Annotated in this window: 24 protein-coding genes; 10 read left to right on the top strand and 14 right to left on the bottom strand. The window is 69.8% G+C overall.

The genetic code is table 11. The features are described from left to right. Window positions 1-139 precede the first annotated feature (139 nt). The gene (gene lon, locus ON41_RS00990) at window positions 140-2,461 is read left to right on the top strand and encodes an endopeptidase La (RefSeq protein WP_246829431.1); all 2,322 of its coding nucleotides are present in this window, start codon (window positions 140-142) and stop codon (window positions 2,459-2,461) included. A gap of 62 nt (window positions 2,462-2,523) precedes the next feature. On the opposite strand, the gene ON41_RS00985 is transcribed toward lon, so the two are convergent. After that, window positions 2,524-3,864: a glycosyltransferase 87 family protein gene (locus tag ON41_RS00985; RefSeq protein WP_246829426.1), complete on the bottom strand. Its 1,341-nt coding sequence runs from the start codon at window positions 3,862-3,864 to the stop codon at window positions 2,524-2,526. A 190-nt stretch (window positions 3,865-4,054) separates the two neighbouring features. On the opposite strand from ON41_RS00985, the gene ON41_RS00980 reads away from it, so the two are divergent. Further along, window positions 4,055-5,656, top strand: a complete 1,602-nt coding sequence (locus tag ON41_RS00980) for an FAD-dependent monooxygenase (RefSeq protein WP_040744174.1) — start codon at window positions 4,055-4,057, stop codon at window positions 5,654-5,656. Here ON41_RS00980 and ON41_RS00975 read toward each other — a convergent pair whose 3' ends face one another. From ON41_RS00975 to ON41_RS00965, 3 genes are all read right to left on the bottom strand, one after another. Beyond that, window positions 5,657-6,094 (bottom strand): PaaI family thioesterase, encoded by a 438-nt coding sequence (locus ON41_RS00975; RefSeq protein WP_040744172.1) that lies wholly within the window; start codon window positions 6,092-6,094, stop codon window positions 5,657-5,659. Next, on the bottom strand, window positions 6,091-6,672 hold the full coding sequence (locus ON41_RS00970) for a TetR/AcrR family transcriptional regulator (protein ID WP_040744170.1): 582 nt from the start codon (window positions 6,670-6,672) through the stop codon (window positions 6,091-6,093). Before ON41_RS00970 ends, ON41_RS00975 begins: the two co-directional genes overlap by 4 nt. Before the next feature lie 67 nt (window positions 6,673-6,739). Beyond that, window positions 6,740-7,357, bottom strand: a complete 618-nt coding sequence (locus ON41_RS00965; RefSeq protein ID WP_051160829.1) for a DUF1707 SHOCT-like domain-containing protein — start codon at window positions 7,355-7,357, stop codon at window positions 6,740-6,742. A gap of 133 nt (window positions 7,358-7,490) precedes the next feature. On the opposite strand from ON41_RS00965, the gene ON41_RS00960 reads away from it, so the two are divergent. Both ON41_RS00960 and ON41_RS00955 read left to right on the top strand, forming a co-directional pair. Then, window positions 7,491-8,564: a DNA polymerase IV gene (locus ON41_RS00960; RefSeq protein ID WP_040744168.1), complete on the top strand. Its 1,074-nt coding sequence runs from the start codon at window positions 7,491-7,493 to the stop codon at window positions 8,562-8,564. Window positions 8,565-8,643: 79 nt separating this feature from the next. Then, the gene (locus ON41_RS00955; RefSeq protein WP_040744167.1) at window positions 8,644-9,429 is read left to right on the top strand and encodes an enoyl-CoA hydratase/isomerase family protein; all 786 of its coding nucleotides are present in this window, start codon (window positions 8,644-8,646) and stop codon (window positions 9,427-9,429) included. Window positions 9,430-9,711: 282 nt separating this feature from the next. On the opposite strand, the gene ON41_RS00950 is transcribed toward ON41_RS00955, so the two are convergent. Continuing rightward, complete coding sequence (locus ON41_RS00950) at window positions 9,712-10,023, bottom strand: DUF4326 domain-containing protein (RefSeq protein WP_040744165.1); 312 nt, start codon at window positions 10,021-10,023, stop codon at window positions 9,712-9,714. Window positions 10,024-10,216: 193 nt separating this feature from the next. On the opposite strand from ON41_RS00950, the gene ON41_RS00945 reads away from it, so the two are divergent. The 5 genes from ON41_RS00945 (at window position 10,217) to ON41_RS00925 (ending at window position 15,552) form a co-directional block, all read left to right on the top strand. Further along, window positions 10,217-12,103, top strand: coding sequence for a hypothetical protein (locus ON41_RS00945; RefSeq protein ID WP_051160828.1), 1,887 nt, complete (start codon window positions 10,217-10,219; stop codon window positions 12,101-12,103). 42 nt (window positions 12,104-12,145) lie between these two features. After that, the gene (locus ON41_RS00940) at window positions 12,146-13,141 is read left to right on the top strand and encodes an oxidoreductase (RefSeq protein ID WP_040744510.1); all 996 of its coding nucleotides are present in this window, start codon (window positions 12,146-12,148) and stop codon (window positions 13,139-13,141) included. A 76-nt stretch (window positions 13,142-13,217) separates the two neighbouring features. Then, window positions 13,218-13,790 (top strand): TetR/AcrR family transcriptional regulator, encoded by a 573-nt coding sequence (locus tag ON41_RS00935; protein WP_040744163.1) that lies wholly within the window; start codon window positions 13,218-13,220, stop codon window positions 13,788-13,790. A gap of 112 nt (window positions 13,791-13,902) precedes the next feature. Next, entirely contained in the window at window positions 13,903-15,099 is a 1,197-nt protein-coding gene (locus ON41_RS00930; RefSeq protein ID WP_040744161.1) for a Cmx/CmrA family chloramphenicol efflux MFS transporter, read from the top strand. Between the two features lie 51 nt (window positions 15,100-15,150). Then, window positions 15,151-15,552, top strand: a complete 402-nt coding sequence (locus ON41_RS00925) for a nuclear transport factor 2 family protein (protein WP_040744159.1) — start codon at window positions 15,151-15,153, stop codon at window positions 15,550-15,552. A 235-nt stretch (window positions 15,553-15,787) separates the two neighbouring features. Here the strand turns inward: ON41_RS00925 and ON41_RS00920 are convergent, their stop codons facing one another. The 4 genes from ON41_RS00920 to ON41_RS00905 form a co-directional block, all read right to left on the bottom strand. Further along, complete coding sequence (locus tag ON41_RS00920) at window positions 15,788-17,668, bottom strand: ABC transporter ATP-binding protein (RefSeq protein WP_040744157.1); 1,881 nt, start codon at window positions 17,666-17,668, stop codon at window positions 15,788-15,790. A 175-nt stretch (window positions 17,669-17,843) separates the two neighbouring features. Further along, entirely contained in the window at window positions 17,844-18,068 is a 225-nt protein-coding gene (locus ON41_RS00915; RefSeq protein WP_040744156.1) for a ferredoxin, read from the bottom strand. An 8-nt stretch (window positions 18,069-18,076) separates the two neighbouring features. Then, window positions 18,077-19,279, bottom strand: a complete 1,203-nt coding sequence (locus tag ON41_RS00910; protein ID WP_040744155.1) for a cytochrome P450 — start codon at window positions 19,277-19,279, stop codon at window positions 18,077-18,079. 107 nt (window positions 19,280-19,386) lie between these two features. Next, window positions 19,387-19,980 carry a TetR/AcrR family transcriptional regulator gene (locus ON41_RS00905; RefSeq protein WP_246829425.1) on the bottom strand — a complete coding sequence of 198 codons (594 nt, stop codon included), beginning with the start codon at window positions 19,978-19,980 and terminating at the stop codon, window positions 19,387-19,389. 643 nt (window positions 19,981-20,623) lie between these two features. Between ON41_RS00905 and ON41_RS00900 the strand changes: the two genes are divergently transcribed. Continuing rightward, complete coding sequence (locus tag ON41_RS00900) at window positions 20,624-21,550, top strand: DNA-3-methyladenine glycosylase family protein (RefSeq protein ID WP_040744152.1); 927 nt, start codon at window positions 20,624-20,626, stop codon at window positions 21,548-21,550. Between the two features lie 25 nt (window positions 21,551-21,575). Here the strand turns inward: ON41_RS00900 and ON41_RS00895 are convergent, their stop codons facing one another. The 5 genes from ON41_RS00895 to ON41_RS42455 are packed head-to-tail and all read right to left on the bottom strand — an operon-like array spanning window position 21,576 to window position 26,338. Continuing rightward, a complete protein-coding gene (locus tag ON41_RS00895) occupies window positions 21,576-22,835 on the bottom strand; it encodes an ABC transporter substrate-binding protein (RefSeq protein WP_040744150.1) in 1,260 nt (419 codons plus the stop codon). Beyond that, the gene (locus ON41_RS00890) at window positions 22,832-23,671 is read right to left on the bottom strand and encodes a carbohydrate ABC transporter permease (RefSeq protein ID WP_040744149.1); all 840 of its coding nucleotides are present in this window, start codon (window positions 23,669-23,671) and stop codon (window positions 22,832-22,834) included. Before ON41_RS00890 ends, ON41_RS00895 begins: the two co-directional genes overlap by 4 nt. After that, a complete protein-coding gene (locus ON41_RS00885) occupies window positions 23,661-24,527 on the bottom strand; it encodes a carbohydrate ABC transporter permease (RefSeq protein WP_040744147.1) in 867 nt (288 codons plus the stop codon). The genes ON41_RS00890 and ON41_RS00885 overlap by 11 nt, the downstream gene beginning before the upstream one ends. 19 nt (window positions 24,528-24,546) lie before the next feature. Then, the gene (gene fabG / locus ON41_RS00880) at window positions 24,547-25,305 is read right to left on the bottom strand and encodes a 3-oxoacyl-ACP reductase FabG (protein ID WP_040744146.1); all 759 of its coding nucleotides are present in this window, start codon (window positions 25,303-25,305) and stop codon (window positions 24,547-24,549) included. Window positions 25,306-25,357: 52 nt separating this feature from the next. Then, entirely contained in the window at window positions 25,358-26,338 is a 981-nt protein-coding gene (locus ON41_RS42455; protein WP_040744145.1) for a hypothetical protein, read from the bottom strand. Window positions 26,339-26,465: the final 127 nt, after the last annotated feature.

Below are 26,465 nucleotides of genomic sequence, written 5' to 3'. Positions count from 1 at the left end.
GGGATGGCCGGGGTTGAGTAGGTGACGCTCAACCTTGGATGAGAATTTCCAGGGCATGCTTTGGAAGGGGCTGAACCCTGTGAGTACCCCACAACGCCTACCGGTGCTGTTCCTGACCGACCCGGTCGTGCTGCCGGGCATGGTCGTCCCGATCGAACTCGACGAGTCGGCGCAGGCCGCCATCGACGCCGCGCGGGCCGCGAGCCTGGACGCCGTGCTGCTCGCGCCGCGGCTGGCCGAGGGCTACGCCGCCTACGGCGTCGTCGCCACCATCGAGCAGGTGGGCCGCATGCGCGGCGGCGCCGGGGCGGGATTGAGGGACGTGAAAGCAGCTGTGCTGAAGGCCGAGCGCCGCGTCAAGATCGGGCACGGTGTGACCGGTCCGGGCGCCGCGCTGTGGGTCGAGGCCGAAGAGGTCGAGACCACCGCGCCGGACGGCCGCACCAAGGAACTCGCCGCCGAATACAAGAAGCTGGTCGTGTCGGTCCTCCAGCGCCGCGAGGCGTGGCAGGTCATCGACGCGGTGAACCGGCTGACCGATCCGTCCGCGCTGGCCGATACCGCGGGCTACGCGCCCTACCTGTCCGATGAGCAGAAGCGCGAACTGCTCGACACCCCGGACGTCACGACCCGGCTGACCCGGTTGATCGACTGGACCAAGGACCACATCGCCGAGGCCGAGGTCACCGAGAAGATCAGCGAGGACGTGCGCGAGGGGATGGAGAAGTCCCAGCGCGAATTCCTGCTGCGCCAGCAGCTCAACGCGATTCGCAAGGAACTGGGCGAGAACGAGCCCGACGGCGCGGAGGACTACCGCACCCGCGTCGAGAACGCCGATCTGCCGCAGACCGTCCGCGAGGCCGCGCTGCGCGAGGTCGACCGGCTCGAGCGCGGCTCGGATCAGAGCCCGGAGTCGGGCTGGATCCGCACCTGGCTGGACACCGTCCTGGAACTGCCCTGGACCGTGAAGACCGAGGATTCGACCGACATCCCGGCCGCCCGCGCCCAGCTCGACGCCGACCACCACGGCCTGGACGAGGTCAAGGACCGCATGGTCGAGTACCTGGCGGTGCGGGCCCGCCGTGCCGCGCGCGGCCTGGAGGTCGTCGGCGGCCGCGGCTCCGGCGCGGTGCTGGTGCTGGCCGGCCCTCCCGGCGTCGGCAAGACCTCGCTCGGCGAGAGCGTGGCCCGGGCGCTGGGCCGCAAGTTCGTGCGCGTCGCCCTGGGCGGCGTGCGGGACGAGGCGGAGATCCGCGGGCACCGGCGCACCTACGTCGGCGCGCTGCCCGGCCGCATCGTGCGGGCGATCAAGGAGGCGGGTTCGATGAATCCCGTCGTCCTGCTGGACGAGATCGACAAGGTCGGCTCGGACTTCCGGGGCGATCCGGCGGCCGCGCTGCTGGAGGTGCTGGATCCGGCGCAGAACCACACCTTCCGCGACCACTACCTGGATCTGGATCTGGACCTGTCCGACGTGCTGTTCATCGCGACCGCGAACGTCATGGAGACGATCCCCGGCCCGCTGCTGGACCGCATGGAGCTGATCACCGTCGACGGCTACACCGAGGACGACAAGGTGGCCATCGCCCGCGACTTCCTGGTGCCCCGGCAGCTGGAACGCAACGCGCTGGACGCCAGCGAGGTGACGATCACCGACGAGGCCCTGCGCGAGATCGCCGCGAACTACACCCGGGAGGCCGGGGTGCGGCAGATGGAGCGTTTGATCGCGAAGGGCTTGCGTAAAGCGGCAACTCGGCTCTCCGAAGGCGAAACCTCCGCTGCCCCTTCACCGTCCGCACCGATCACCATCGGTCTTGGCGACCTGAAGGACTACCTGGGCCGGCCGCGGTTCACCCCCGATTCGGTGGAGCGCACCTCGGTCCCGGGCGTGGCGACGGGGCTGGCGGTGACCGGCGCCGGCGGCGACGTCCTCTACATCGAGGCCAATGCCGCCGAGGGCGAGCGCTCGCTCACCCTGACCGGCCAGCTGGGCGACGTCATGAAGGAGTCCGCGCAGATCGCGCTGACCTACGTGCGCTCGCACCTGGAGGAGATCGGTATCGAGCCGAAGATGCTGGACCGCAATATCCACATCCACTTCCCCGCGGGCGCGGTGCCCAAGGACGGTCCGTCGGCGGGCGTCACCATGGTCACGGCTCTGGTGTCGCTGGCGCTGGGGCGGCAGGTGCGCGGCGATGTCGGCATGACCGGTGAGGTCACGCTGAACGGCCGGGTGCTGCCGATCGGCGGCGTGAAGCAGAAGCTGCTCGCCGCGCAGCGGGCCGGCCTGAAGACCGTGTTCATCCCGGCGCGCAACGAGCCGGATCTGGACGAGGTCCCGGCGGAAGTGCTGGCGGCCCTGGACGTCCGGCCCGTCGCCGACGTGGCGGACATCCTGGCCTACGCCATCGAGCCGGTCGCCGAACCGGCCTACGAGCGGCCGCTGGCGGCCTCCGCCTGAGCCACGGAAACACCGGGGCCGTGCACCGAAAGGTGCACGGCCCCGGTTCGTTTCGACGAGTGTCACTGCGGCGCGGTGGTCTCCCGCGAGGCCGCGGTTCCCTGCGGCACACTCAGCGCTTCCGGAGCCGTGACCGCGGCGTCGGCCGGAAGCTCGGCGCCGCGGGAATCGCCGGCCCGTCGATGCAGCCGCCACAGCAAGATCGACGACCCGGTCAGGGCGAGGAGGTAGACCAGGACGTAGGCGTTCATCATCAGCTGCGCGCCCGGCCAATAGGGCGGCAGCAGGAAGATTCCGACGCTCACCCAGCTGGCGTTGTACTGATACGTCCACGCGCCGATCGTGAGCGTCACCGCCACCGCGGGAATCCACCACAGCGCCCGCGACTGCGCCCGATGCGCCATGTACACCAGCAGCGGGACGAACCACACCCAGTGGTGCCCCCACGCGAACGGCGAGATCGCGCACGCGGTCATCCCGGCCAGCGTCACCGTCAGCAGCTTCTCGCCGTGCCGGTACAGCCCGGCCGTCACGAACAGGCTCAGCAGCGCGACCCCGCCCGCGACCAGCACCCACAGCCACATCGGCGCCGAATGCTGGCCCATCAGGTGCGCGATGGCGCCGCGGATGGACTGGTTGGCCGGATGAGCGTCCTCACCGATCCGGTTGGACTGGAAGAACGTCGACGTCCAGTACTGCTTCGAATCGCCCGGCAGCACCAGCCCCGACAGCACGATCGTGCCCAGGAACACCCCGGCCGCCGTGAGCGCCGAGCGCCACTGCCGCATGGCCGCGAACTGGACCACGAAATACAGCGGGACGAGTTTGATCCCGGCCGCCACGCCCGCGCCCAGCCCGCGCAGCTTGCTCCGGTCGCCCCGGGAGAAGTCCCACAGCACCAGCGCCATCAGCATGAGATTGATCTGCCCGTAGTACAGCGTGGTGCGCACGGGCTCGATGAACACGAGGGTGAACGACATCAGCGCGCTGACCGCAGCCAGCCGCTTATCGATCCGGTACCCCAGCAGCCGCCAGCTCAGCAGCACGCACACGAACAGCACCGCGAGATTCAGCACCATCCAGGTGTTGGTCACCCATCCCCAGGGAAACAGCGCGATGGGGATGAACGCGAGCGTCGAGAACGGCGTGTAGGTGTACAGCAGGCCGAAATACGTCTCCTCGGAGTAGAGGGCGTGACCGTGCAGGATCTTCCACGCGCCGTCGCGATAGATGTGGGCGTCGAGCCCGCCGTCGAGGATTCCGGCCTTGTCCAGCCACGGATCTACCGACGTGAAGAGAAAGACCACCGCCGCCACCGCGGTGACGGCCAGCACGAATAAGGTCGGCCGTAGATGCGACAGTCCGGGGGGACGCGAGCTGTTTTCGAGATGTCCGTCACTCACCTGCTACCACTTCGTTCCCCGACCTGTTGCACGTCTGTTGCCGAGTTCCCAACCTAACGACTCGGACGCATGTCTACATGCCCCGGTTCTCACGGGCCGAATCGTGGCGTCCGCCACCGGCGCGTTCGGGCAGGTCGGGACGACACCGTCACGCAAGGCCGGCGCAAGTATCCGCTCGCAGCATCGAATCATGACTTCCGTACAGCAGATACCGGTGCTGGTCGTCGGTGGCGGCCTGGTCGGGCTCTCGGCGGCCCTGTTCCTCGAATATCACGATATTCCCTACGTTCTGGTCGAGCGGCGTGCCGGCGCCTCGGTGTTGCCGCGGTCGCGCGGCATGCATGTGCGCACCGCCGAGCTGTACCGGCAGATCGGGATCGAGGAACCCGTCCAGCGGGCCGCGTCGACCGCCTTGCGCGCGGGCGGTTTCGGCGGTGCGTGGGAAGGCGATTCGCTGCGCACGGCCACCGCGCTGGAACTCCCGCCCAGCATGCTCGCGATGATGAAGGGCGATCCGAGCCCCGCCCGCTTCCTCTTCCTGCCCCAGGTGCTGCTCGAGCCGGTGCTCGCCGATCTGGCCCGCGAGCGCGGCGGCGATCTGCGGTTCGGCGTCGAACTCGTCGACTTCGACGGTGACGCGGCGGGCGTCACGGCGACCCTGCGCGACGAGAGCGGCTCGGTGACGCGGGTGCGGGCCGACTACCTGATCGCCGCCGACGGCGCGGGCAGCCCGATCCGCCGCGCGCTCGGCATCCCCGGCGCGGAGCTGCCGCCGACCCACCACTACCTCAACGCCTTCTGCCGCGTGGACCTGACCGGTGTGCTCGGCGGGCGGTCCTTCAGCCAGTGCGAGATCGTGAACGACCGGGTGCGCGGGCTCGTCCTGACCAAGAACAACACCGACGAGTGGTCCTTCCACATCGAATACGACCCGGCCGCCGAATCGCCGCGCGACTATCCGGACGAGCGCTGCGTGGACCTGATCCGGGCCATGATCGGCGAGCACGATATCCCGGTCGAGGTTCTGGCCCGCAGTGCCTGGGACACCGGGACTTTCGTGGCCGACGAGTATCGCCGCGACCGGATCTTCCTCGCCGGCGACGCGGCGCACCGGCACGCGCCCTGGGGCGGCTTCGGCGGGAACACCGGTATCGCGGATGTCCACAACCTGGCGTGGAAACTCGCCGCGGTACTGGCGGGCACGGCCGGACCGGCGCTGCTGGACACCTATGCGGCGGAGCGGCGGGCGCGCGCGACGGTCGCCGTCGAACAGTCGCGGCTGGGCGCCGACTTCCGCACCCGCTACCGCATCGCGACCGGTGACAATGCGGACGACCTGGCCCGGCAGCTGGACCCCGGCGCGGTGATGACCCGCTTCCGCTACGCGTCGAACGCGGTGTGCGGCACCGCCACCGGCCGCCCGCACGTGGACCGGCTCGCCGGTCAGCCCGGAACGCGCCTGCCGCACCTGTGGATCGATGCCGCCGAATCCGTCTCGACGCTGGATCTGTGCGGGCCGGGGTTCGCCCTGCTGGTCGTCGGCACCTCGGCCGCGTGGCGCGATGCGGCCGCACGGGCCCTGCGCGACACCGGCATCGAGATCGCGGTCCACGCCCTGCCCGCCGAACCCTGGGGCATCGCCACCTGGCTGCCCGAGGGCGGGGCGCTGCTGGTGCGCCCGGATATGCACGTCGCCGCCCGCTCCGACACCGGCCTGACCCCCGCGACCCTGACCGCCACGCTGCGGTCGATCACCGGCCGCGAGGCGCGGTCGTCGCGGCACGCGTCCTAGTCAGCCGCCGTTGCTCAGGTCGCGCTCGACCGCGCGGGTGGTGCCCTGGGCGACGGCGACGAGAACCGACCCGCCGTGCTCGTCCTCGGCGTGGATCTCGCACCGGCACACCGCCTGTCGCCGGGTGGCCCCGGTGACCTGTGCCTCGGCGCGCAGCCGGACACCGGCGGCCGGTCGCAGATAGGTGATGGTGAAGCCGCCGGTGAGCACGTTGGGCCCGAGCGCGAGCGCCGCGGCGTAGGTCAGCGCGTTGTCGGCGGCGTAGGCGAGGACGCCGCCGTGCACATAGCCGAACTGCTGTCCCAGCTCCGGGCGGACGGGGATCACCAGTGTGACCCCGTCCTCGCCGTAGGCGGCGAGTTCGGCGCCGATCAGCTCGCTGAACGGCTGCGCGGCAAGGACTTCGCGGGCGGTGTCGAGATCGAGGACGGTGGTCATCGGGCGGCTCCGGGATCGTCGGACGGGGGCGTGCGCAGCGATCGCCAGGCCGCGTCGGCCAGCTCCTGCGCCACCTCGGTGGGTGCGGTGCGGATCTCGCCGACGAGCCAGTGCCGCGCGTATTCCTGCGCGGGCCCCAGCCAGAGGGCGTAGACCAGATCGAATTCGAGGTCGCGGACGACGCCGTACCCCGCGTGGGTGCGCCACCAGCGGGCCACGTCGCGGAGGAATGCTCGGTTGTCGTCGCTGTCGCGCACCCCCGGCGGCCGGGCGGAGGTGAGAACCTTTGCGCGGTCCCGGTTCTCGGTCACCCAGCGCAGGTGCGCGACCACGCCGCCGGTGATTCCGGCGCGGGCGTCGGCGCTGTCGCCGACCACCTCCCAGAAGTGGCGCTGATAGTCGGCCAGCGCCAGGGCCCACACCTGGCGATACAGCTCGGCCTTGTCGGGGAAGTGGTGATACAGCGCGCCCACGCTCGCCCCGGCGGCATCGCGGATCTGGGTCAGGGTCGTGTCGAGCGCGCCGTGCTCGGCGAACTGCCGTTCGGCCGCCAGCAGCAACCGATCCCTGATCTTCATAGACAGAATAATATTCTGTTCCGGCGGACATGCAAGAGCCACCGCCGCGCACCGGGCGGTGAACTCCCTATCCGACCGGGCGGGGCCGGCGCAGCAGCCAGGCCCAGAACGACCGTCGTGGCGGACGCGGAGGCTGGGGATACATCGCCCGCACCGACCCCGCACCGATCTGCCCGTCGATCTTTATCCGGGGATATCCGGGCAGGGGCGGCTCGGTGACCGCGTTCTTCACGCTGCCGCTGCCGATCCGCACCCGATCCAGGTCCACCTGCCAGCCGCGCGGCACGATCAGCCGGACGCTGCCCGCGCGGACGGACACATGCACCGTCACCTCGGCGTGGGGGCACATCGCCTCGGTGAAATCGAGGCGGATACTGCCCGAACCCGTCTCGGCGGTGATCTCGGCCGGGACCATCCAGGACCCGTTCTTACTCAGTGACCCGCTGCCGGTCCGCAGTTCGAGCGGTTCGCGCGCGGCCGCGGCGACGGGCAGATCGGCCGTGAGCGCGGTCAGCTCGCCGGGCGTGCCCACCGAGTAGACCGCGGCCAACCGCCGGTCCACCTCGGCCAGATCCAGCTGTCCCTGCTGCACCGCGAGCTGTAACTGCCGCGCCACGGTCTCGCGTTCGGCGTCGGCGATGCGGACCGCGGGCGGCGCGGCCCGCTGGTCCTCGGCGTCGGTCATGATCGTCCCCTCGGTCGTTTCGGGAAAATCCTACGACCGGGCGGGAGGCGTCGTCTCCGGTACGTTTTCCGACCGAGGGGGACAATCTCCGGTATGGACCCGACACGATCGCCGATCGCCTAGGCCCACGCGCATGGCCGACAGCGCCGCGCCGCGGACCAGCCTGCTGCACGTGGACCTCGACCAGTTCCAGGCCGCGGTGGAATTCCGCCGACACCCGGACCTGCGCGGGCGGCCGGTCATCGTCGGTGGCAACGGCGATCCGGCCGAACCCCGCAAGGTGGTGACCTGCGCCTCGTATCCGGCGCGGGCGTTCGGGGTGCGGGCCGGGATGCCGCTGCGCGCCGCGGCCCGCAAATGTCCGGAGGGGGTGTTCCTGCCGCTGGACATGACCACCTACGAGGAGGCGTCGGAGGAGGTCATGGACCTGTTGCGCACGTTCCCGGTGCGCGTGGAGGTGCTCGGCTGGGACGAGGCGTTCCTGGCCGCCGAGACCGACGATCCGTGGCGGCTGGCGCGCGAGATCCGCGGCGCCATCGCCGAACTGGACCTGACCTGCTCGATCGGGATCGGCGACAACAAGCTGCGGGCCAAACTCGCGACCGGATTCGCCAAGACGGTCGGCAAGGACGACGCCGAGGCGTCGGGCACCGGCCTGTTCGAACTCACCGCCGCGAACTGGACCGAGCTGATGGCGCACCGGCCGACCAGCGCGCTGTGGGGTATCGGCGCGCGGATCGCGAAACGGCTGGCGGATCTGGGCATCGAGACGGTCGCGCAGCTCGCCGCGGCCGATCGCGCCACGCTCGCCGCCGAATTCGGGCCGAGTACCGGGCCCTACCTGTGGCTCCTGGGCCACGGCCGCGGCGATACCGACGTGGTGACCGAGCCGCGGATTCCCGTGGGCCGCAGCAAGTCCGAGACCTTCCCGCACGATCTCACCGAGCGCGCCGAGATCGACGCCCAGGTCGCCCGGCTCGCCGCCGAGGTCGCCGAGGAGATGGCCGCCGCCGGTCGCGTCACCCACCGCGTCGGGGTCACCGTGCGCAGCAACACCTTCTACACCCGTACCAAGCAGCGCAAGCTGCCCGCACCCACGACCGATGTCGACGAGATCGTGCAGGCCGCCCTGCAGGTGCTCGACCGCTTCGACCTCGACCGCCCGATCCGGTTGCTGGGCGTCCGCCTCGAGCTGGTGCCGCAGTGAGCCCGGTTGACCTGGCATCCGTTTCGATCCAGTCCGTGCGGCAAGATCAGAGAATAGAACTCTCCACGGAAGGCAACGCATGACCGAGTACGAGACGCTGCAGTTCGAACAGAGCGGCAGCATCGCCCGCATCACCCTGAACCGGCCGACCGCCGCCAACGGCATCGATCATGTGCTCGGCCGCGAACTCGCGCAGCTGGCGAGCCGGTGCGCCGACGATCCCGCACTCAAGGTGGTCACGCTGACGGGTGCGGGAAAGTTCTTCTCCGCCGGTGGCGATCTGAAGGCGATGGCGGCACAGGACGGCAGTGCCGGAACGTACGTCAAGAACCTCGCCGACAGTCTGCACGAGGCGATCTCGTCGTTCGCCCGGATGGACGCGCTGCTGATCATCGCCGTGAACGGCATCGCCGCCGGCGCGGGCTTCAGCCTCGCGGTCGTGGGTGATCTGGTGATCGCCGGCGAATCGGCCTCGTTCACCATGGCCTACACCCGCGCCGGGCTCAGCCCCGACGGCGGCGCCTCCTACTACCTGCCCCGCCTGATCGGCCTGCGCCGCACCCAGGACCTCATGCTGAACAACCGCGCGCTCTCGGCCGGCGAGGCCCTCGACTGGGGCCTGGTCCACCGCGTGGTCCCCGACGCCGAACTCGGCAGCACGGTCGACGAACTGGCCGAGCGCTTCGCCGCCGGTCCCAAACTCTCCAACGCCAACGTGAAGAAACTCCTCCTCGTCAGCTCCAGCCACACCCTCGAGGAACAACTGGCCCGCGAATCCTCCTTCATCTCCCACTGCGCCGACTCCCCCGACGGCCAAGAGGGCATCACCGCCTTCCTCGGCAAACGCACCCCGAAATTCCACTGACCCCAGCGACCCCTCGAACCGCCCCCGAAACGGTCCCACGGCAACGCTCCACAAACCCGTTCCCCGGCAAGCGCCAGGAATTTCCTTCCCGGCGACGCTCTACGAACTGGTTCTGCGGGGACGCTCTGCGAACTGGTTCTGCGGGGACGCTCTGCGAACTGGTTCCGCGGCGACGCTCTGCGAACTGGTTCCGCGGGGACGCTCTACGAACTCGTTCCGCGGCAAAGTTCCCCGAACTGTTCCCCGGCAACGCTCCGCGAACACTTCCCCGGCAACGCTTTTTCAGTTGCCGGGGACTTCCTCGGCGTTGGCGAGGGCGAGGAGGACGTCGCCGTGGCAGGGGTCGCCCGGGACGCACCAGCAGGCGAGATCCTTGCCCCGGAGTTCGGGGAGGGCCGTGCGCATGGCGGCGGCGTCGTGGTCGTCGCTGTGCAGCAGCCATTCCCGGAACTGCCGGGTGACCGTCTCCCGCGTGGCGCCGGGGTGGGCGCCCGCGCGAAACGGATTGGCCCACCGGCCGGGAGCGGCGACGACCACCGTCCGCTCGTCATGGTTCCAGTTCTGATCGTGTGTCAACTGCACCCGGTTCGGCATCGCTCACCCTGTCCCGCGATCGGAGGCACCCGTCCCCTGTCTCCGCGCGCCGCGGATCTGCGTACGCGCGGCAGCGGCTGCCACTCTCTGTCCCCGACCTAGGTCGCTCACGATAACTGTGACAATGTGACACAGGCAAGAGTGCCTCGCCGTGATCGCCGCCTCTTCGGCGGCGGCACTACGGTGGGGGCTCATGGACGTCGTCCCGGTCGCCGCGCCGGTGCCGGAGTCTGTCCCGCGACGGGCGCGCGGCGGGTCCGCGATCCGGCGGGTGACGCCGATCGCCGTCGCGGCCGTCCTGATCCTGATTCAACTCGCGGTGCGCGGCTGGGTGGCTGGGCGCGGATTCTTCTACTGGGACGACCTGATCCTGGCCGGACGGTCGGGCACGTATTCGCTGCTGTCGCCGGATCTGTTGCTGCACAGCCACGACGGGCATTTCATGCCGCTGGCCTTCGCCGTGGCGTGGATCGTCACGCGGATCGCGCCGCTGGTGTGGACCGGGCCGGTGGTCTCGCTGCTGGTATTGCAACTCGCGGCGTCGGTGGCGGTGCTGCGCATGCTCGTCGTCCTGGATTCCGCCGGCCGCGACCCGGCCGGACGGCTGCGGCGGGTCGGCTGGGTGGTGCTGCTGCCGCTGGTCTTCTACCTGTTCTGCCCGCTGTCCCTGCCGTCCTTCGCCTGGTGGGCGGCGGCGCTCAACGCGTTGCCGCTGCAGGCCGCGATGGCCTGGGTGATCGGGGACGCGGTGTTGCTGGTCCGCACCGGCGCCCGGCGGTACGCGCTGTCGGGCACCGTCGTCCTCGCCGTCGGGCTGGGGTTCTTCGAGAAGAGCGTGGTGATCCCGTTCGTCGCGTTCGCCGTGGCGGCGGTCGCGCACCATGTCGCCGGGGACCCCGGCGCGCTGCGGACCGTGGCCCGGCACGCGGCGCCGCTGTGGGCGGGATCGGCCGCGGTGCTGGCCTGCTGGGCCGCCGTCTTCTTCACGGTGCTCGACACCTCCGCCGCCCGCGCCGACCCGGGCAACCTGTGGAATCTGCTGCACAGCGCCACCTCCCTCGGCATCGTGCCGACCCTGCTGGGCGGCCCGTGGGCCTGGGCGCGCTGGCTGCCGTCCACGCCTTGGGCGGTGCCCCCGGACTGGGCCGTCGTCGCGTCGTGGATCGCCCTGGGCCTCGCGGTGGCACTGTCGATCCGCTCCCGCCTGCGAGTCGTCCCCGTGTGGATTCTGGTGGTGGCCTACGTGATCGCCGCCGAACTCCCGGTGGTCCTGATCCGCGGCGGCCCCGACACCGCCGCCGAACTGATGCAGTCCCTCCGCTACCTGGCCGACGTCACCGTGGTCCTGGCCGCCGCGGGAGCCTTGCTGCTGCGGGCCCCGCGGAGGGCCGAACGCAACGGCTCCAAAGCATCCTTCCTCGATAATCCGGGGCTGGGGTCTCGGGGTCGCGGTTTCGCGGTGGTGGGGCTGGCCGTGGCGTTCGTGGTGAGCAGTTTGTGGTCCACCGGCGGTTTCACGCGGTTGTGGGCGCTGAGCCCGACTCGGACGTACCTCACGAACGTGCGAGAGGGGCTGGATGCGGGCGGGCCGCCGCTGCTGGACCAGGAGGTGCCCTGGGAGGTGCTGACGCCGCTGGCGTATCCGCGGAATATGAGCAGCGCGGTGCTGGCCCCGATCGCGCCGCACGCGTTCGCGGATTCGACGCCGGAGCTGCGCATGATCACCGACACCGGCGTGATCGTCCCGGCTCAGGTCTGGTGGAACCGTGGCATCCCCCCGGGCCCGGAACCCGGATGCGGCTATCGCATCGGCGAGTCGCTGGCCGAAATTTCCCTCGACGGCCCGATGCTCGACAACGGCTGGACCGCCCAGCTCAACTACTTCGCCGACCGCGACGGCCGCCTCGTCGTCGGGCTCGAACACGGCACGGCCGTCTCGGTCCCCGTCCGGGCCGGATTGCACACGGCGTTCGTCCGCCTGGTCGGCGGCGGCTCCACCGTGCGTATCGCCTCGCGCACACCGGGTCTCGAGCTGTGCCTCGGCGCGGGCCCGATCGGCGTCGCCTCCTACGATCGCTGAGCCACACCGCATCCGCCCCGCCGCGCACCTATGCTCGGACCCATGCAGTTCTGGGCGATGGTGGCACACGAGACCGACGACGGCGTGACACTGGCGCGTGAGGAGGTCGGCGACGACTTCCTCGGGCCGGGCACGGTGACGATCAAGGTGCACTTTTCCAGTGCGAACTTCAAGGACGGGCTGGCGATCACACCCCGCGGCGGGGTGGTGCGCGAGTATCCGATCATTCCCGGCATCGATCTGACCGGCGAGGTCGTCACCTCCGAGGACCCCGGCTTCGCGCCCGGTGACCTGGTGGTGGCGCACGGCTACGACATCGGCGTCGCGCACAACGGCGGATTCGCCGAGTACGCCCGGGTCCCGGCCGAGTGGGTGGTGAAGCTGGAGACCCTGACCCCGCGGGAGGCCGCCGCCGTGGGCACCGCCGGATTCACCGCGGCGATGAGCGTGCAGGCGCTGCTCGAGCGCGGCCTCACGCCGTCCGACGGCCCGGTACTGGTGACCGGCGCGACCGGCGGCGTCGGCACCGTCGCGGTGGACATCCTGGGCGGACTCGGATTCGAGGTGGTGGCCTCGACCGGTAAGACCGACGCGGGCGAGCGGCTGGCGGCCCTCGGCGCGACATCGGTCATCGGGCGGCTGCCGGAGGATCCCGAGGCGAAGCTCCGCCCGCTGTCCAAGGCGAACTGGGCGGGCGCGGTCGACAGCGTCGGCGGCAAATCCCTTGCCTACGTGCTGAGTACGATCCGCTACGGCGGGGCAGCGGCGGTCAGCGGCCTCACCGGAGGGGCCGATCTCCCCACCACCGTCATGCCGTTCATCCTGCGCGGCGTCTCGCTGCTGGGCATCGACTCGGCCCACTTCCCGATCGAGAAGCGCCGCGAACTGTGGACGCGGCTGGGCAAGGACCTGAAACCGCAACATCTTTCGGACTACGAGAACTACGCACCGATCACCCGCGTAGGAGAGGTTCTGGAATCCATCCGCTCGGGCGGGCACTCCGGCCGCACCGTACTCGGGGTCGCCGGGGAGTTCTGAGCCTGCGATCGACGCACGTCTCGCGCTCGATCGACTATTTTGGACCGATGTATCCAAAATGTGTTATGGTGAGCGCATGGCACGACCCAAGCAGTTCGACGAGGAGCATGCCCTGGACGCGGCCATGCGCGCGTTCTGGGACGCCGGATACGAGGGCACGTCGACGCAGGACCTCTGCGCCGCAACGGGTCTGGGCCGCAGCAGCATCTACAACACCTTCGCCAGCAAGCACGACCTGTACGAGCGGGCGCTGCGGCGGTACATGGCCGACAAGAACTCCGGCACGTTCGAGGTGCTCGACGGGGACGGCTCGGCGAAGGAGAAGATCCGGACGCTGCTGTGGCGGATCGTCGATGCGCCCGAGGACGATCCGCTGGGCTGCCTGGTCGTGAACGCGACGGTCGAACTGGGACAGCGTGATCCGGAGATCGATCGCATGCTGCGCGCCGACCTCGATGTACGTGCGGGCGCCCTGGCCGCGGTGATCGCGGCCGGCCAGCGCGCCGGTGAGATCCGCAAGGGCGCGGCCGCGCCCGATCTCGCGCAATTCGTCATCGCCACGATCGGTGGTATGCGGGTGGCGGCGCGCGGCGGTGCCGACCGGCAAACGCTGGAGGCCATCGCCACGGTTGCGCTGACCTGTCTGTGAATCATCTTGTCCGAGTGTTGTTTTCGCTTGCTCTGATTTTGTACTGATTGATCCAAAATAGGCAGTCAGATGCCTTGATTCTGGACTGAATGATCCAAAAGGAAGGAATGCGATGCCCGTCGCCGTGTACGTCCTGGGCCTGGCGATCTTCGCCCAGGGCACGTCCGAGCTGATGCTCTCCGGACTGCTCACCGAGATATCCGGCAGCCTGGGCGTTTCCGTGCCCCAGGCGGGGTGGCTCATCTCGGCGTTCGCGATCGGCATGCTGGTGGGCGCGCCGATTCTGGCGGTCGTGACCGCGCGATGGTCGAGGCGTACCGCGCTGCTCTCCTTCCTCGCGGTCTTCGTCGGTGCGCATATCGTCGGCGCGCTGACCTCCGACTACTGGGTGCTGCTCGCGACCCGGGTGCTGGCCGCCTTCGTCTACGCCGGATTCTGGGCGGTGGCGTCGCTGACGGCCGTCGGGCTGGTGCGCGACACCGCGCGCGGTAAGGCGATGAGCGTCGTCGCCGGTGGATTCGCGGTCGCCAATATCGCCGGCCTCCCCGGCGGTACCTTCATCGGCCAGCATCTGGGTTGGCGGGCCGCCTTCTGGGCGGTCGCGCTGCTGGCGGCGCTGACCATGATCTGCGTACTGGCGATGATCCCGAATACGCGGCCCGTCGAGGTCCCGCGGGTGCGAAACGAGCTGCGCGCCTTGGCGACCAGGCCGGTATTCCTCCTCTACGGCACCACGATCCTGACGACCTCCGCGCAGATGGCGGTGTTCGCCTATCTCGGCGTCCTGGTCACCGAGGCCACCGGGATGGCGGACGGCTGGGTCCCGATCGTGCTACTGATCTACGGTCTGGGCGCGGTCGTGGGCATCGCCGTGGGCGGCAGGACCGCCGACGCGTACCCGATGCGGACGCTGGGCGTGGGCGTCTCCGCGCTCGTCCTCACCCTGACCCTGCTGGCCCTCACTCTCTCCCACCCCGTCCCGACCGTGGTGCTGGCCTTCCTGCTGGGCGGCTTCGCGCTCGGTATCAACCCGCTGCTCAACAGCCGGGTCTTCGCCCTCGCACCGGCCGCGCCCACCCTCGGCGCCGCCGCCAACACCTGCGCGTTCAACGTCGGCATCACCGTCGGCCCGTGGGTCGGCGGGCTCGCGATCGGCGCGGGCCTGGACTACCCGGCGGTGGCCTGGATCGGCGTGGGGCTGGCCGTGACGGCCCTGGGCGTCGTCGCCTGGTGGAACGCGCTGTCCCGCAGCCGATCCCGGAACACCATCGACCGCGTCGATCGCGAACCGGTGTCGGCCCGGGTCTGACACCGCACCGAAATATCTTTTCCGCCAGCAGAATACGAGGAGTAATCAACCATGGACGATACGAGGACAGTCGTGGAGGAGTTCTTCCGGCGCGCCCGCTCGGGCGACTTCGACCGCCTCGGCGAGCTGTTCGCCGAACACGTCGACTGGAATGTCTATGGCGCGCAGGAGGTTCCGTGGACCGGCCGCCGCACCACCCGCGCCGAGGCCGCCGCCTTCTTCCGTGACCTCCCCACCCACCTCCACGCCGAGGACCTGACGGTGGATCGCATCGTCGTAGACGGCGAACACGCAGTCGCCCTGGGAAATATGCGACAACGCGTCCTCGTGACCGGCAACCTGTTCGTCTCCCCCTTCGCCTTCCACTTCACCGTCGAGCACGGCCACATCACCCGCTACAACCCCCACGAAGACAGCCTCGCCCTGGCCCGCACCTACGGCGCAGTCCCCTGATCCGCAACCCACCCGAATCGCGCCGCGCCGACACGGCAACAACACGCGAGCCTCGTGCTTCCGAACAACACCGCAAAGCCCCGTGCTTCCCAACAAGACGCAAGCCCAGTTTTGCCAAAGACACGTAAGCCCAGCGTTTCCCAACGACACGTAAGCCGTGTTCCGACACCAACACGCACAGCCCCGTGTTTCCGGCATGCTCTCGGCCGGAAACACGGGGCTGTGCACCCCTCGGCTACGCCGCCACCGGCTCCGAATCATCGGCGAACTGGGTGCGGTACAGCTCCGCGTACCTGCCTTCCGCCGCAAGGAGGTTCGCGTGCGTACCCCGCTCGATGATGCGGCCCTCCTCCAGGACCAGGATCTGGTCGGCATTGCGGATGGTGGACAGGCGGTGGGCGATCACCAGGGCCGTCCTGCCCTCCAGGGCCTCGGCCAGCGCCTCCTGCACGGCCGCCTCCGAGGTGGAATCCAGTGCGGCGGTGGCCTCGTCCAGGATCACCACGCGCGGCTGCTTGAGCAGCAGGCGGGCGATGGTCAGGCGCTGGCGCTCGCCGCCCGAGAGCCGGTAGCCGCGCTCGCCGACCACGGTGTCCAGGCCGTCGGGCAGCGAGGCCACCAGATCGTGCAATCGGGCGCGGCGCAACGCATCCCACAGATCCGCCTCGGCGGCCTCCGGACGCGCCAGCAGCAGGTTGGCGCGGATGCTGTCGTGGAACAGGTGCCCGTCCTGCGTGACCAGCCCGACCGTGTCGTGGATCGAGCGGGCCGTCAGCCCCCGCACGTCGACGCCGTTGAGGCGGACCGCCCCCGAGTCCACGTCGTACAACCGCGAGACCAGCTGGGCGATGGTCGATTTCCCGGCGCCCGACGACCCGACCAGCGCCACCATCTCCCCGGGCTCGGCCCGCAGCGACACCTCGTGCAGCACCTCGATGCCGCCGCGGGTGTCGAGGGTCGCGACATCCTCCAGCGAGGCCAGCGACACCTTGTCGGCCGACGGGTAGCCGAAGTGGACCGCGTCGAACTCCACCGCCACCGGACCCTCCGGCACGGCGACGGCATCGGGCGCGTCCTCGATCAGCGGCTTCAGGTCCAGCACCTCGAAGACCCGCTCGAAGCTCACCAGCGCCGACATGATGTCGACCCGGGCGCTGGCCAGTGCGGTGAGCGGCGTGTACAGGCGCGTCAGCAGCAGCGACAGCGCGACGACCGACCCGGCGTCGAGCTGCCCGCGCAGCGCATACCAGCCGCCGAGCCCGTACACCAGCGCTACCGCCAGCGCCGACACCAGCGTCAGGGCGGTCACGAAGACGGTCTGCAGCATGGCGGTCCGCACCCCGATATCGCGCACCCGCTCGGCGCGCAGCGAAAACTCGGACGACTCCTGCCGCAGCCGGCCGAACAGCTTGACCAGGGTGGCGCCGGGCGCGGAGAAGCGCTCGGTCATCTGGGTGCTCATCGCGGCGTTGAGCTGCGCGGCCTCGCGCTGGATCCCGGCGACCCGCACCCCCATGCGCCGCGCGGGAATCATGAACAGCGGCAACAGGACCAGCGCCAGCAGGGTGATCTGCCAGGACAGCCGCACCATCACCGCCAGGGTGAGCACGAGCGTCACGATATTGGTGACCACCCCCGACAGCGTGGTGCTGAACGCCCGCTGCGCGCCGATCACGTCGTTGTTCAAACGGCTGACCAGCGCGCCGGTGCGCGTGCGGGTGAAGAAGGCGATCGGCAGCCGCTGCACGTGATCGAAGACCGCCGTGCGCAGGTCGAGGATCAGGCCCTCGCCGATGCGCGAGGACAGCCAACGGATCACGATCCCCAGCGCGGCATCCAGCACCGCCACCACGCCGATGATCGCCGCGAGCCCCACCACCGACCCCGGCGCGGCCTGCCCGACGATATTGTCGACGACCCGCCCGGCCAGGACCGGGTTGGCCACCGCGAGCACCGCCGACACCACGCTGAACACGAGGAACCCGATCAGCTTCGCCCGATGTGGCTGGGCGAAGCGCAGGATCCGCCGAGCCGTGGCGCGGCTGAGCGCGCGCCGTTCCTGCGGCGCGTGCGCCTGCCGGTAGAGCTGACCCCACGCCTCCGACTCGATACTCATTCGCCTACTCCTTCCGCACGGGTATTCAACCCGAGGGCACCGACACTAAGACCTCAACAAAGGTTGAGAGCAAGCCATGCCGCCGCCCCGCCGGCTTCGCCTACGGCGAAATCCGGGCCGAGCGGCTCGGCGGCCCACGGTGTCGGAGCTGGTGAAGGCGTTGTCCGGAGGTCTCCTATTCCTCCGGGGCGATGACGCGCCCGTCGTCGGCCCGGACGAGGATCGCCTCGATCGGGCAGGACTCGGCCGCGTCGACGACGGCTTCGGCCGGTTCGGCGCGTTCGGCGACGGGCCTGGAGCGGCCGTCGACGATCACGAAGTGTTCCGGTGCGGTGGCCGCGCACAGGCCCGAACCGAGGCAGGCCTCGCGGTCCACTTCGATCCGCCAGATCTCAGCCATGCGCGCCCCTACCAGCTCACCGGCAGGGATTTCGGCCCGCGCACGAGCAGCCCGGTCTTCCACGGCACGTCCTCGGCCGGCACCGCCAGGCGCAGCGACGGGAACCGTTGCAGCAGAGCGTCGATGGCGATCTGCAACTCGAGGCGGGCCAGTTGCGCACCGAGGCAGTGGTGCGCGCCGTGCCCGAAGGCCACGTGCGGATTCTGCGCGCGGGTGAGGTTCAGCCGCTCCGGATCCTCGAAGACGGCGGCGTCGCGATTGGCGGACTGGGTGTTGACGAACACCGCCTCGCCCGCCCGCACGGTGACGCCGCTCAGCTCGACATCCTCGGTCGCGATCCGCGGCTGCCCGCCGCCGGACCCCAGCTGCACGTAGCGCAGCAGCTCCTCGATCGCGCCGGGCAGCAGTTCCGGCCGCTCCCGCAGCAACTCCCAGTACTCGCGCTCGGTGAGCAGCAGGTAGGTGAAGTTGGTGATCTGGTTGGCGGTCGTCTCGTGTCCCGCGATCAGCAGCGTGATACCGAGATTGACCAGTTCGGATTCGGTGAGCCGGTCGTCCTCGTCGCGCGCGGCCACCAGCGCGCCGAGCAGATCGTCGGACGGTTCGGCCCGGCGTTCGGCGACCAGCTCCGCGAGGTAACCCTCCAGCGCCGCGCGCCCGGCATCGGTCTGCTCGCGGGTGTAGGCGGTGGTGGAGAGCATCATGTCGGAGAAATCCCGGAACCGGTGCTGGTCCCGCGGTGGCACGCCGAGCATTTCGCAGATCACGGTGACCGGCAGCGGAAGGGCGAAGTGCTGCACCAGATCCGCGGGCGAGCCGGACCGCTCGAGCGCGGCGAGGCGCTCGTCCACGATCTCGCGCGTGCGCGGGCGCAACTGTTCGACGCGGCGGCCGGTGAACGCCTTGGCGACCAGTTTGCGTAGCCGGCTGTGTTCCGGCGGGTCCATGCTCAGCAGCGAATCGGGCCGCGACGGCGCCGGCGTCGCGCGCGGGATGTCCTCGCGATCGACGGTGACGGCGCGGCTGAACCGCCGGTCGGCGAGCACCAGTTTGGCGTCGTCGTAGCGGGTGACCAGCCAGCCCTCGCCGCCGAAGGGCAGCTCGACGCGGGACACCGGTTCCTCCCGGCGGAGTTTCTCGAACAGTGGATGGATATCGAGGCGGACGGGCTCGCCGAAGGGGTATCGGCGCACCTCGGTGTCGACGGTCATGCGGTCTCCCTCTCCCGGGCGGGTACTGGGCGCTCTACCGATGTAAGCAAACGCTTACTTACCCAAGGTAAGGGACGCCGCGAGGCCGCGTCAATGCTCGAATTCCGTTATCGCGGTGGAAAACTCGTGTCCACTCCGGACAGCAGCGCTCGAGCGGCGTGCAGCACATGGCGGGCAACGTCGGCCGGATCGGCGCTGGCCAGCGGCTCCCGGTGGTGCACCGAGCGGACCAGCCCGATGCCCAGCAACCAGGCCAGCAGCAGATCGGCGCGCAGATCGCCGTCGGGGTCGTCGGTGAGCGTGGCCAGCGCGCGCACGTATTCGTCACCCAGCTGCTGCCGGATCGCCGACGTGCCCTCGTCGTGCCCGCTGGACCGCAGCGCGGCCTGCAACCAGTACGCCTGCGGCGGCGTATCCACCGGAGCGAGCGTCCGCGACAGCAGCCGGGCCAGCAGCTCCGCGATGGGCCCGTCCTCGAGCAGATGCCGGCCCCGATCCGCGATGGCCGCCCGGAACAATTCGTCCTTGTTCCCGAAATACCGGAACAGCAGCGCCTGATTCACCCCCGCCCGCCCCGCGATATCCCGCACCGTCGCCCGGTCGTACCCCCGCTCCGCGAACAACTCCTGCGCCGCAACCAGTATCGCGCGCCTGGTGGCGACCGCATCCCGCTTCCGCCCACCCGACTCGTTCCCGCTCACCGTCATCCCTCCACTCACCAACACCCCGGACCAGCAGCGTAGGACACAAGGAAAAGGGATAAAACGGACATGCGACGGAATTCGCATCACGCGGCACCGTCGCGACGACAACGGCTTTCGTCGGAGCGTGAACGGGTGAGACCCGGCGGGAGATCGGTGCCGACATCGCTGTTCTGTCGACTCATAGTTGACGGAATGGTGTCGACCGTGACCTGAACCACTAATTGCTAGTGAGTTGCCGAAACTCTCGATGCGATTGGTTCATTGGGACGAGCCGATCTTATCGGTGAGAATTTACTCCCCAACTCGATGCCGCTGGGTCGATGAGGTTCCAACCACGAACACCCGCCGCGGGTTGTGCGGCGGGTGCTGCGGTGGTGGCGCTCAGCTGCCGAAGGGCAGGGTGCCGGGCGGGATCTGGTAGCCCGAGCTGCCGGCGGATACGCCGCCCCAGGCGGCGAGCAGCCAATTCAGGATATTGGTAATCATTGGATCCTCCGTAGCGGCATATGCCGACCGATTGCCGATGTGATCAATCGGTATCGGGATCGCGGGACGTGATTGTCTCGTTACAAGGTGCTGGTCATCGGGCCCGGGCGGGTCGGTGGGTGGCCGGGTCGGCCCCGGGTAGCACAATGTCCCGGTGGCAACGGAGATCGACGGCGCGGCGCGCACGGTGACCGCCGCGGGGCCGATCGATCTCGCGCACACGGTGGCGCCCCTGAGCAGAGGCACGGGGGATCCCTGCCATCGGGTGACCGCCGATGGGGCGCACTGGCACGCGTCGCGAATGCCGACCGGCGTGGTCACGTATCGGCTGGTCCAGGACGGCCCGTGCGCCGTGTCGGCGCGGGCGTGGGGACCGGGCGCCGCGGAATTCCTCGACGGCCTGCCGCACATGCTGTGCCTGGACGAGGACCTCACCGGCTTCGCCCCCGAGCATCCGAAGATCGCCGAGGCGCACCGTCGCTTCCCGGGCCTGCGGATGCTGCGCACGGGCCTGGTATTCGAGGCGCTGGCGCCCGCCGTGCTGGAGCAGCGCGTCCACACGATCTCCGCCCGCGCCTCGTGGCGAAAGCTGGTGTGGCGCTTCGGCGAACCCGCGCCCGGCCCCACCCCCGCGCCGATGCGCGTCCCACCCTCCGCCGAGACCTGGCGATACGTCCCGTCGTGGACCTTCCACCGCGCCAACGTCGATCCCCAGCGCGCCAAGACGATCGTGCTGGCCGCGCGAATGGCCGACAAACTCGAACAAGCAGCCGCCATGGACCACGCCGCCGCCACCCAGCGCCTGTGCACCGTCCCCGGCATCGGCGTGTGGACCGCCGCGGAAATCGCCCAGCGCGCCTTCGGCGACCCGGACGCCCTGTCGGTAGGCGACTACCACCTCTCCTCGATAGTCGGCTGGACCCTCCTCGGCCACCCGATGGACGACGACGCCATGATCGACTACCTCGAACCCCTACGCCCCCACCGCTACCGAGCCGTCCGCCTCCTCGAAATCTCCGGCCAGGCGAGCAAACCCAAGTTCGCCCCCCGAACTCCCCTGGTGGACATCAGCGGCATCTGATCCACGACGACCCGGTCCGACCTCCCTATTTCTGGGCAGCCGTTCCGGCCGCAACGGCGCGAGAGAGGGCCTCGGGGACGGGGATTCGGCCGAGGAACATTTCGCCGAGGACGGGTTTGATGGCTTCCAGGGCGGCGGTGAAGCCGGTGCCGCCGCCGGAGGAGATGCGGGGGCCGTCGAGGACGTCGAAGAACGGGGAGACGTCGATTCCCTTGGCGGACCAGTAATCCCGATAGAAACGCTGGTCCGCGACCACCGCGGGGATGGTGGCCCCGTCCTGGACCAGGTACCGATTGCCCTCGGCGCTGCCGAGCCAGGCCAGCAGGCGGCGCACGGCCTCGGGGTGCTTACTACCGGCATTTCCCGCGACGCCGATCGCGTTGTTGGTGCTCACCCGCCCCGCGGGCCCGCTGGGGATCATCGCGATGCCCCACCCGAAGCGTGCCTGCTGTGCGATCTCCGCGAGGTTGTAGGTGCCCGATTGGAACAGCGCCAGCTTCCCTTGCAGGAAGGCGTTTTTCGCGAAGTCGTCGTCGGTGTTGGTATCCGCGGCCGACGGTGCGAGCCGATCGGCGATCAGCCCCGTCAGGTACGTGAACGCCTCGACGCCTTGGGGACTGTCGAAGACGAACCGGTCGTCGCGCTGGAACTGCCCGCCCGCCGACCCGAGATACGGCAGCTCGATCGACTGAAAATCGTTGGCCGCGTTGTACGCCCACGGCGCGACGGACGCGAGCCGCGTCAACAACGGCCGGAACGAATCGCCCGAACCCCAACGCGCGGAGCCCAACTCGGCCGGATCGACCCCCGCCGCAGCGAGCAGATCGCGGTTGTAGAACACCGCGGTCCCACCGTCCACGAATTGCGGTACCGCCCAGAGCTTCCCGTTCCTGGTGTACTGCGACACCGCCGACGGATCCCACGCCCGCGCGGCCTCCGACCCCAGCGCCGCACCGATATCCGTCAACCGCCCGGCGTCGGCGTAGTCCTCGTACAGATTGGTCCAGAACAGATCGTCGGCGGTCCCACCGGCCACATCCAGCCGCAGCTTCTGTTGATAGGAAGCCCACGGCACCACCGTGATCCGGACCTCGAGATCCGGATTCGCCCGCTCGAACGCGTTCAGTGCGGCCCGGTACGCCGGAACGAACTGCTGCTCCCAGATGCGCAGCCGCAGCACCGTCCGCCCGGAGCCGTCGTCGGCGCGGCCCAGCCACAGCGCCGCCGCGATCAGCAGCGCCACGCTGAGCCCGATGCCGAGGATCGTCCGGGTCGAGGTCTTCACTTCAGCCCCGTCCACCCGATCGACCGCAGCACCTGCCGCTGAAACACCAGGAACAGCACCACGAGTGGCACGATGGCCAGCGTCGTCGCGGCCGTCACCAGCGTCCACTGCGCGTTGTACCGCGTCTGCAGATCGGCCGTCGCCACGGTCAGCACCCGCCAGGTGTCACCGCTCGCGGCGACCAGCGGCCACATGAAGTTGTTCCACTGCGTGACGATCGTGATCAGCGCCAGCGTGCCGAGCACCGGCCGGCTCATCGGCACCACCACATGCACCAGGATGTCGGCCGTATTCGCGCCGTCGAGCCGCGCGGCGCCCAGCAACTCCTCCGGAATGGCCCGGAAGTACTGCCGCAGCAGGAAGATCGCGTAGGGCGAACCGAAGACGAACGGCAACACCAACGCCCAGAACGTATTCAGCCACCCGAACTTCGCGAACATCAGATACAGCGGGATCAACGTGACCATGGGCGGCACCATCATCGTGCCGAGATACACCCAGAACAGCGCCTCGCGCCCCGGAAATTCGGTGCGCGCGAACGCGTATGCCGCGAGCGTCGAGGTGATCAGCTGCCCGCCGGTGATGAAGACGGTCATCAGCGCCGTCACCGCCAGCGCCCGCCCCAGCCCGCCCTGATCGAGCACGGTGCGGAAGTTCTCCCCCGTCGCCGGATGCGGCAGCGCCAGCGGCGATTCCGCGGCGAACTGTCCCGGTGTCTTCACCGCGGTGAGCGCGCTGAGCACCAGCGGGGCGACGGTCAGCACCGCGCCCGCGAGCATCACCAGATAGACGCCGCCGGCGCGAATCCGGCTGGCGGCGTTCTTCTCAGTACTCATAGGTGGTCCGGTTCCTGAAATACCGGTACTGCACGACCGTGATGGCGAACATCACCGCGAACACCACCAGCGCCATCACGGCCGCCCGCCCCGGCCGCGCCGCGTCGAACGCCTCCGAGAACATCCGCATGGCAACGACATCCGTGCGCCCGCCCGGCCCGCCCTTGGTGAGCGCGTACACGGTGTCGAAGGTTTGGAACGCGGTGAGCACACCGGTCACCAGGACGAAGAACATGGTGGGCCGCAGCAGCGGCAGGATCAGCCACCGGACCCGCCGCCAGCCCGTCGCCCCGTCGAGCGCCCCGGCATCGAGGAGTTCGCCCGGTATCGCCCGGATCCCGGCGACGAAGAACAGCGCGACGTACCCGAAATTCATCCAGATACTCACTGCCGCGACCGACGGCAAGGCCAGGGCCGGATCGGACAGCCACTCGACCCGCCGCCCGAGCACCGCGTTCAGCGCGCCCCCGGTCGACGCGAAGATCCACTGCCACACGATGCCCACCGCCACCGGCGCGCACATCCACGGCAGCGCGTACACCACCCGCAGCGCCGACCCGCCGCGCCGCCGGGCCAGCGCGGCCGCCACGACGAAGCCGAGCACGGTCTGCGACGGCACCACGATCGCCGTCAGCGCCAGCGTCACCAGCAGCGCGTGGCCGAACTCCCCGTCCGACAGCACCGACCGCCAGTTCCGCAGGCCCGTGAATTCCATGGGGCCCAGCAGATTCCAGCTGTGCAGGCTCAGCCAGGCCACCACCGCGATGGGCAGCAGCAGGAAACATCCCACGCCCACCAGGCTCGGTAGCAGCAGTACATAACTCGTCACGGCACGACGAACCGCCCGTCGGTTCATGGGACGCGACGCTACCCGGTCAGTCCTTCGGACCGCCCGCGACGTAGATCACCTGGCCGGACACGAAGCCCGCGCCCTCGCTGACCAGGAAGGACGCGGTGTGCGCGATATCCTCCGGCCGCCCCACCCGCTGCACCGGAATCTGTGCGGCATTGGCCTTCTGGAATTCGTCGAACGGCATACCCACGCGCTCCGCGGTGGCCGCGGTCATATCGGTGACGATGAATCCGGGCGCGATGGCATTGGCGGTCACACCGAACTTGCCCAGTTCGAAGGCCAGCGTCTTGGTGAACCCCTGCATGCCCGCCTTGGCCGCGGAGTAGTTGACCTGCCCCCGGTTACCCAGCGCCGAGGTGCTCGACATGTTCACGATGCGACCCCACTTGGCGTCGACCATGTACTTCTGGACCGCCCGGGTCAGCAGGAACGCGCCGCGCAGGTGCACGCCCAGCACCGCGTCCCAGTCGTCGACGCTCATCTTGAACAGCAGGTTGTCGCGCAGGATCCCGGCGTTGTTGACCACCACGGTCGGGGCGCCCAGCTCGGACTCCAGCCGCTCGACTGCCGCCGCCACCGAGGCCTCGTCGGAGACGTCCGCGCCGAGCGCCACCGCCTGCCCGCCGGCGTCGTTGATCGCCTGTACCGTCTCGGCGCAGTTCGCGGCGTCCAGATCCAGCACGCCGACCCGCAGGCCGTCGGCCGCCAGTCGTTTGGCGACGGCCGCGCCGATTCCGCGCGCGGCCCCGGAAACTACGGCAACTCGTTCGGCCATGGACATCCTCCGTCGTCTCGGTTTCCTCGTGGCTATCGGATATCAGTGTGCGCGGGGCTCACTCCACCCACAGCGACCAGGTCCCCGAGCCGCTGCCCTCGCACACCAGCGCGCGACCGTCGGTGGTGCGGGCGGTGGTGTCGGTGCCCGGGATGCATTTCGTCCCGCTCTCGTGGACGGCCGTCGTGACCGTGTGCGGGCCCACCCATTTGTATCCGCCGGATTGGCGCAGGCACAGCAGGGTGCCGCCGTCGGAACCGGCGCCGATGAGCGCCGCCTGCGCCTGGGTGCACGCCTCGCCCTTCGCGGCGCTGGGCGGTGTGGCCGCGGTGGAGGTGGGGGCCGCGGTGGTGGTCGGCACGGCGGGCGCCGCGGGAGCGGTGACGGTGACGACCGTGGTGGCGGCCGTCGGCGTCGGTTCGGCGCCGAATGTGGTGCGCGGGAGGGTGACTCCCGACAGGACGATCACCCCGGCCAGCACCACCACCTCGAGAATGCCGATGAGCAGTGCGAACATGGCCATCGCCCGGCCGCGCGGATGGCCGAACGAGATGAGGCCGAAGACCAGCGCCACGGGGAACAGGCCGATCAGGGCCGCGATCAGCGCGATGATCGCGTACGGGTTGACGATCGGCGGCACCTCGACCCGTAATCGCCCGGCCCGCCGTCTGTTCTGGGTGGCGTCCCAGCGCTCCTCGTCGGCCTCGGGCTCCGGGCGTCGTCGCGACGGCGGGCCCTCCCAGTACTCGTCGTCGGGGTCGGCCTGCTGGGTGCGGCGCCGGTTGCGGGCGGCCTCCCAGCGGTCCTGGCTCGGCTCGGGCGCGTAGTGGTCCTCGGGCGCGCCCTGCCAGCGGTCGTCCTCCGGAGGCGGCGGCAGCACCCGCCGCGGATTCGGTTCCCAGTGGTCGTCGTCGGCCACGGGAGCGCGCCGCGCGGCCGGCGCCGGGGCCCAGCCCTCGTCCGGTTCGGCCACGGGCCAGCGCTCGTCGTCCGGCGGTTGCGGCCGGGGCTCGGGCTCGGCGGGTAGCCTGCGGACCATAGAAGTTCCTCTCGCCTCACTCGTGCAGGAACCTCGGACTACGGACCCGCCCCGATACCGAGAAGGATAGGGAACCGCACAGCGCCCGCAACCGCTGCAGCTCAGCGAGCTGAACTCTGATCTTGGT

It is taken from the genome of Nocardia transvalensis NBRC 15921, assembly GCF_000308875.1.
In the GTDB taxonomy this organism is placed as follows: domain Bacteria; phylum Actinomycetota; class Actinomycetes; order Mycobacteriales; family Mycobacteriaceae; genus Nocardia; species Nocardia transvalensis.
The sequence above is the reverse complement of the archived record's forward strand: the minus strand, read 5'-3'. Positions and strand labels throughout refer to the sequence as shown.

What these genes read in the sequence shown, in the direction of transcription:
- lon (WP_246829431.1), top strand. Translation starts at nt 140, where the DNA reads ATGGTCGTCCCGATCGAACTCGACGAGTCGGCGCAGGCCGCCATCGAC.
- ON41_RS00980 (WP_040744174.1), top strand. Translation starts at nt 4,055, where the DNA reads ATGACTTCCGTACAGCAGATACCGGTGCTGGTCGTCGGTGGCGGCCTG.
- ON41_RS00975 (WP_040744172.1), bottom strand. Translation starts at nt 6,094, where the DNA reads ATGACCACCGTCCTCGATCTCGACACCGCCCGCGAAGTCCTTGCCGCG.
- ON41_RS00970 (WP_040744170.1), bottom strand. Translation starts at nt 6,672, where the DNA reads ATGAAGATCAGGGATCGGTTGCTGCTGGCGGCCGAACGGCAGTTCGCC.
- ON41_RS00965 (WP_051160829.1), bottom strand. Translation starts at nt 7,357, where the DNA reads ATGACCGACGCCGAGGACCAGCGGGCCGCGCCGCCCGCGGTCCGCATC.
- ON41_RS00960 (WP_040744168.1), top strand. Translation starts at nt 7,491, where the DNA reads ATGGCCGACAGCGCCGCGCCGCGGACCAGCCTGCTGCACGTGGACCTC.
- ON41_RS00955 (WP_040744167.1), top strand. Translation starts at nt 8,644, where the DNA reads ATGACCGAGTACGAGACGCTGCAGTTCGAACAGAGCGGCAGCATCGCC.
- ON41_RS00950 (WP_040744165.1), bottom strand. Translation starts at nt 10,023, where the DNA reads ATGCCGAACCGGGTGCAGTTGACACACGATCAGAACTGGAACCATGAC.
- ON41_RS00945 (WP_051160828.1), top strand. Translation starts at nt 10,217, where the DNA reads ATGGACGTCGTCCCGGTCGCCGCGCCGGTGCCGGAGTCTGTCCCGCGA.
- ON41_RS00940 (WP_040744510.1), top strand. Translation starts at nt 12,146, where the DNA reads ATGCAGTTCTGGGCGATGGTGGCACACGAGACCGACGACGGCGTGACA.
- ON41_RS00935 (WP_040744163.1), top strand. Translation starts at nt 13,218, where the DNA reads ATGGCACGACCCAAGCAGTTCGACGAGGAGCATGCCCTGGACGCGGCC.
- ON41_RS00930 (WP_040744161.1), top strand. Translation starts at nt 13,903, where the DNA reads ATGCCCGTCGCCGTGTACGTCCTGGGCCTGGCGATCTTCGCCCAGGGC.
- ON41_RS00925 (WP_040744159.1), top strand. Translation starts at nt 15,151, where the DNA reads ATGGACGATACGAGGACAGTCGTGGAGGAGTTCTTCCGGCGCGCCCGC.
- ON41_RS00920 (WP_040744157.1), bottom strand. Translation starts at nt 17,668, where the DNA reads ATGAGTATCGAGTCGGAGGCGTGGGGTCAGCTCTACCGGCAGGCGCAC.
- ON41_RS00915 (WP_040744156.1), bottom strand. Translation starts at nt 18,068, where the DNA reads ATGGCTGAGATCTGGCGGATCGAAGTGGACCGCGAGGCCTGCCTCGGT.
- ON41_RS00910 (WP_040744155.1), bottom strand. Translation starts at nt 19,279, where the DNA reads ATGACCGTCGACACCGAGGTGCGCCGATACCCCTTCGGCGAGCCCGTC.
- ON41_RS00890 (WP_040744149.1), bottom strand. Translation starts at nt 23,671, where the DNA reads ATGAGTACTGAGAAGAACGCCGCCAGCCGGATTCGCGCCGGCGGCGTC.
- ON41_RS00885 (WP_040744147.1), bottom strand. Translation starts at nt 24,527, where the DNA reads ATGAACCGACGGGCGGTTCGTCGTGCCGTGACGAGTTATGTACTGCTG.
- fabG (WP_040744146.1), bottom strand. Translation starts at nt 25,305, where the DNA reads ATGTCCATGGCCGAACGAGTTGCCGTAGTTTCCGGGGCCGCGCGCGGA.
- ON41_RS42455 (WP_040744145.1), bottom strand. Translation starts at nt 26,338, where the DNA reads ATGGTCCGCAGGCTACCCGCCGAGCCCGAGCCCCGGCCGCAACCGCCG.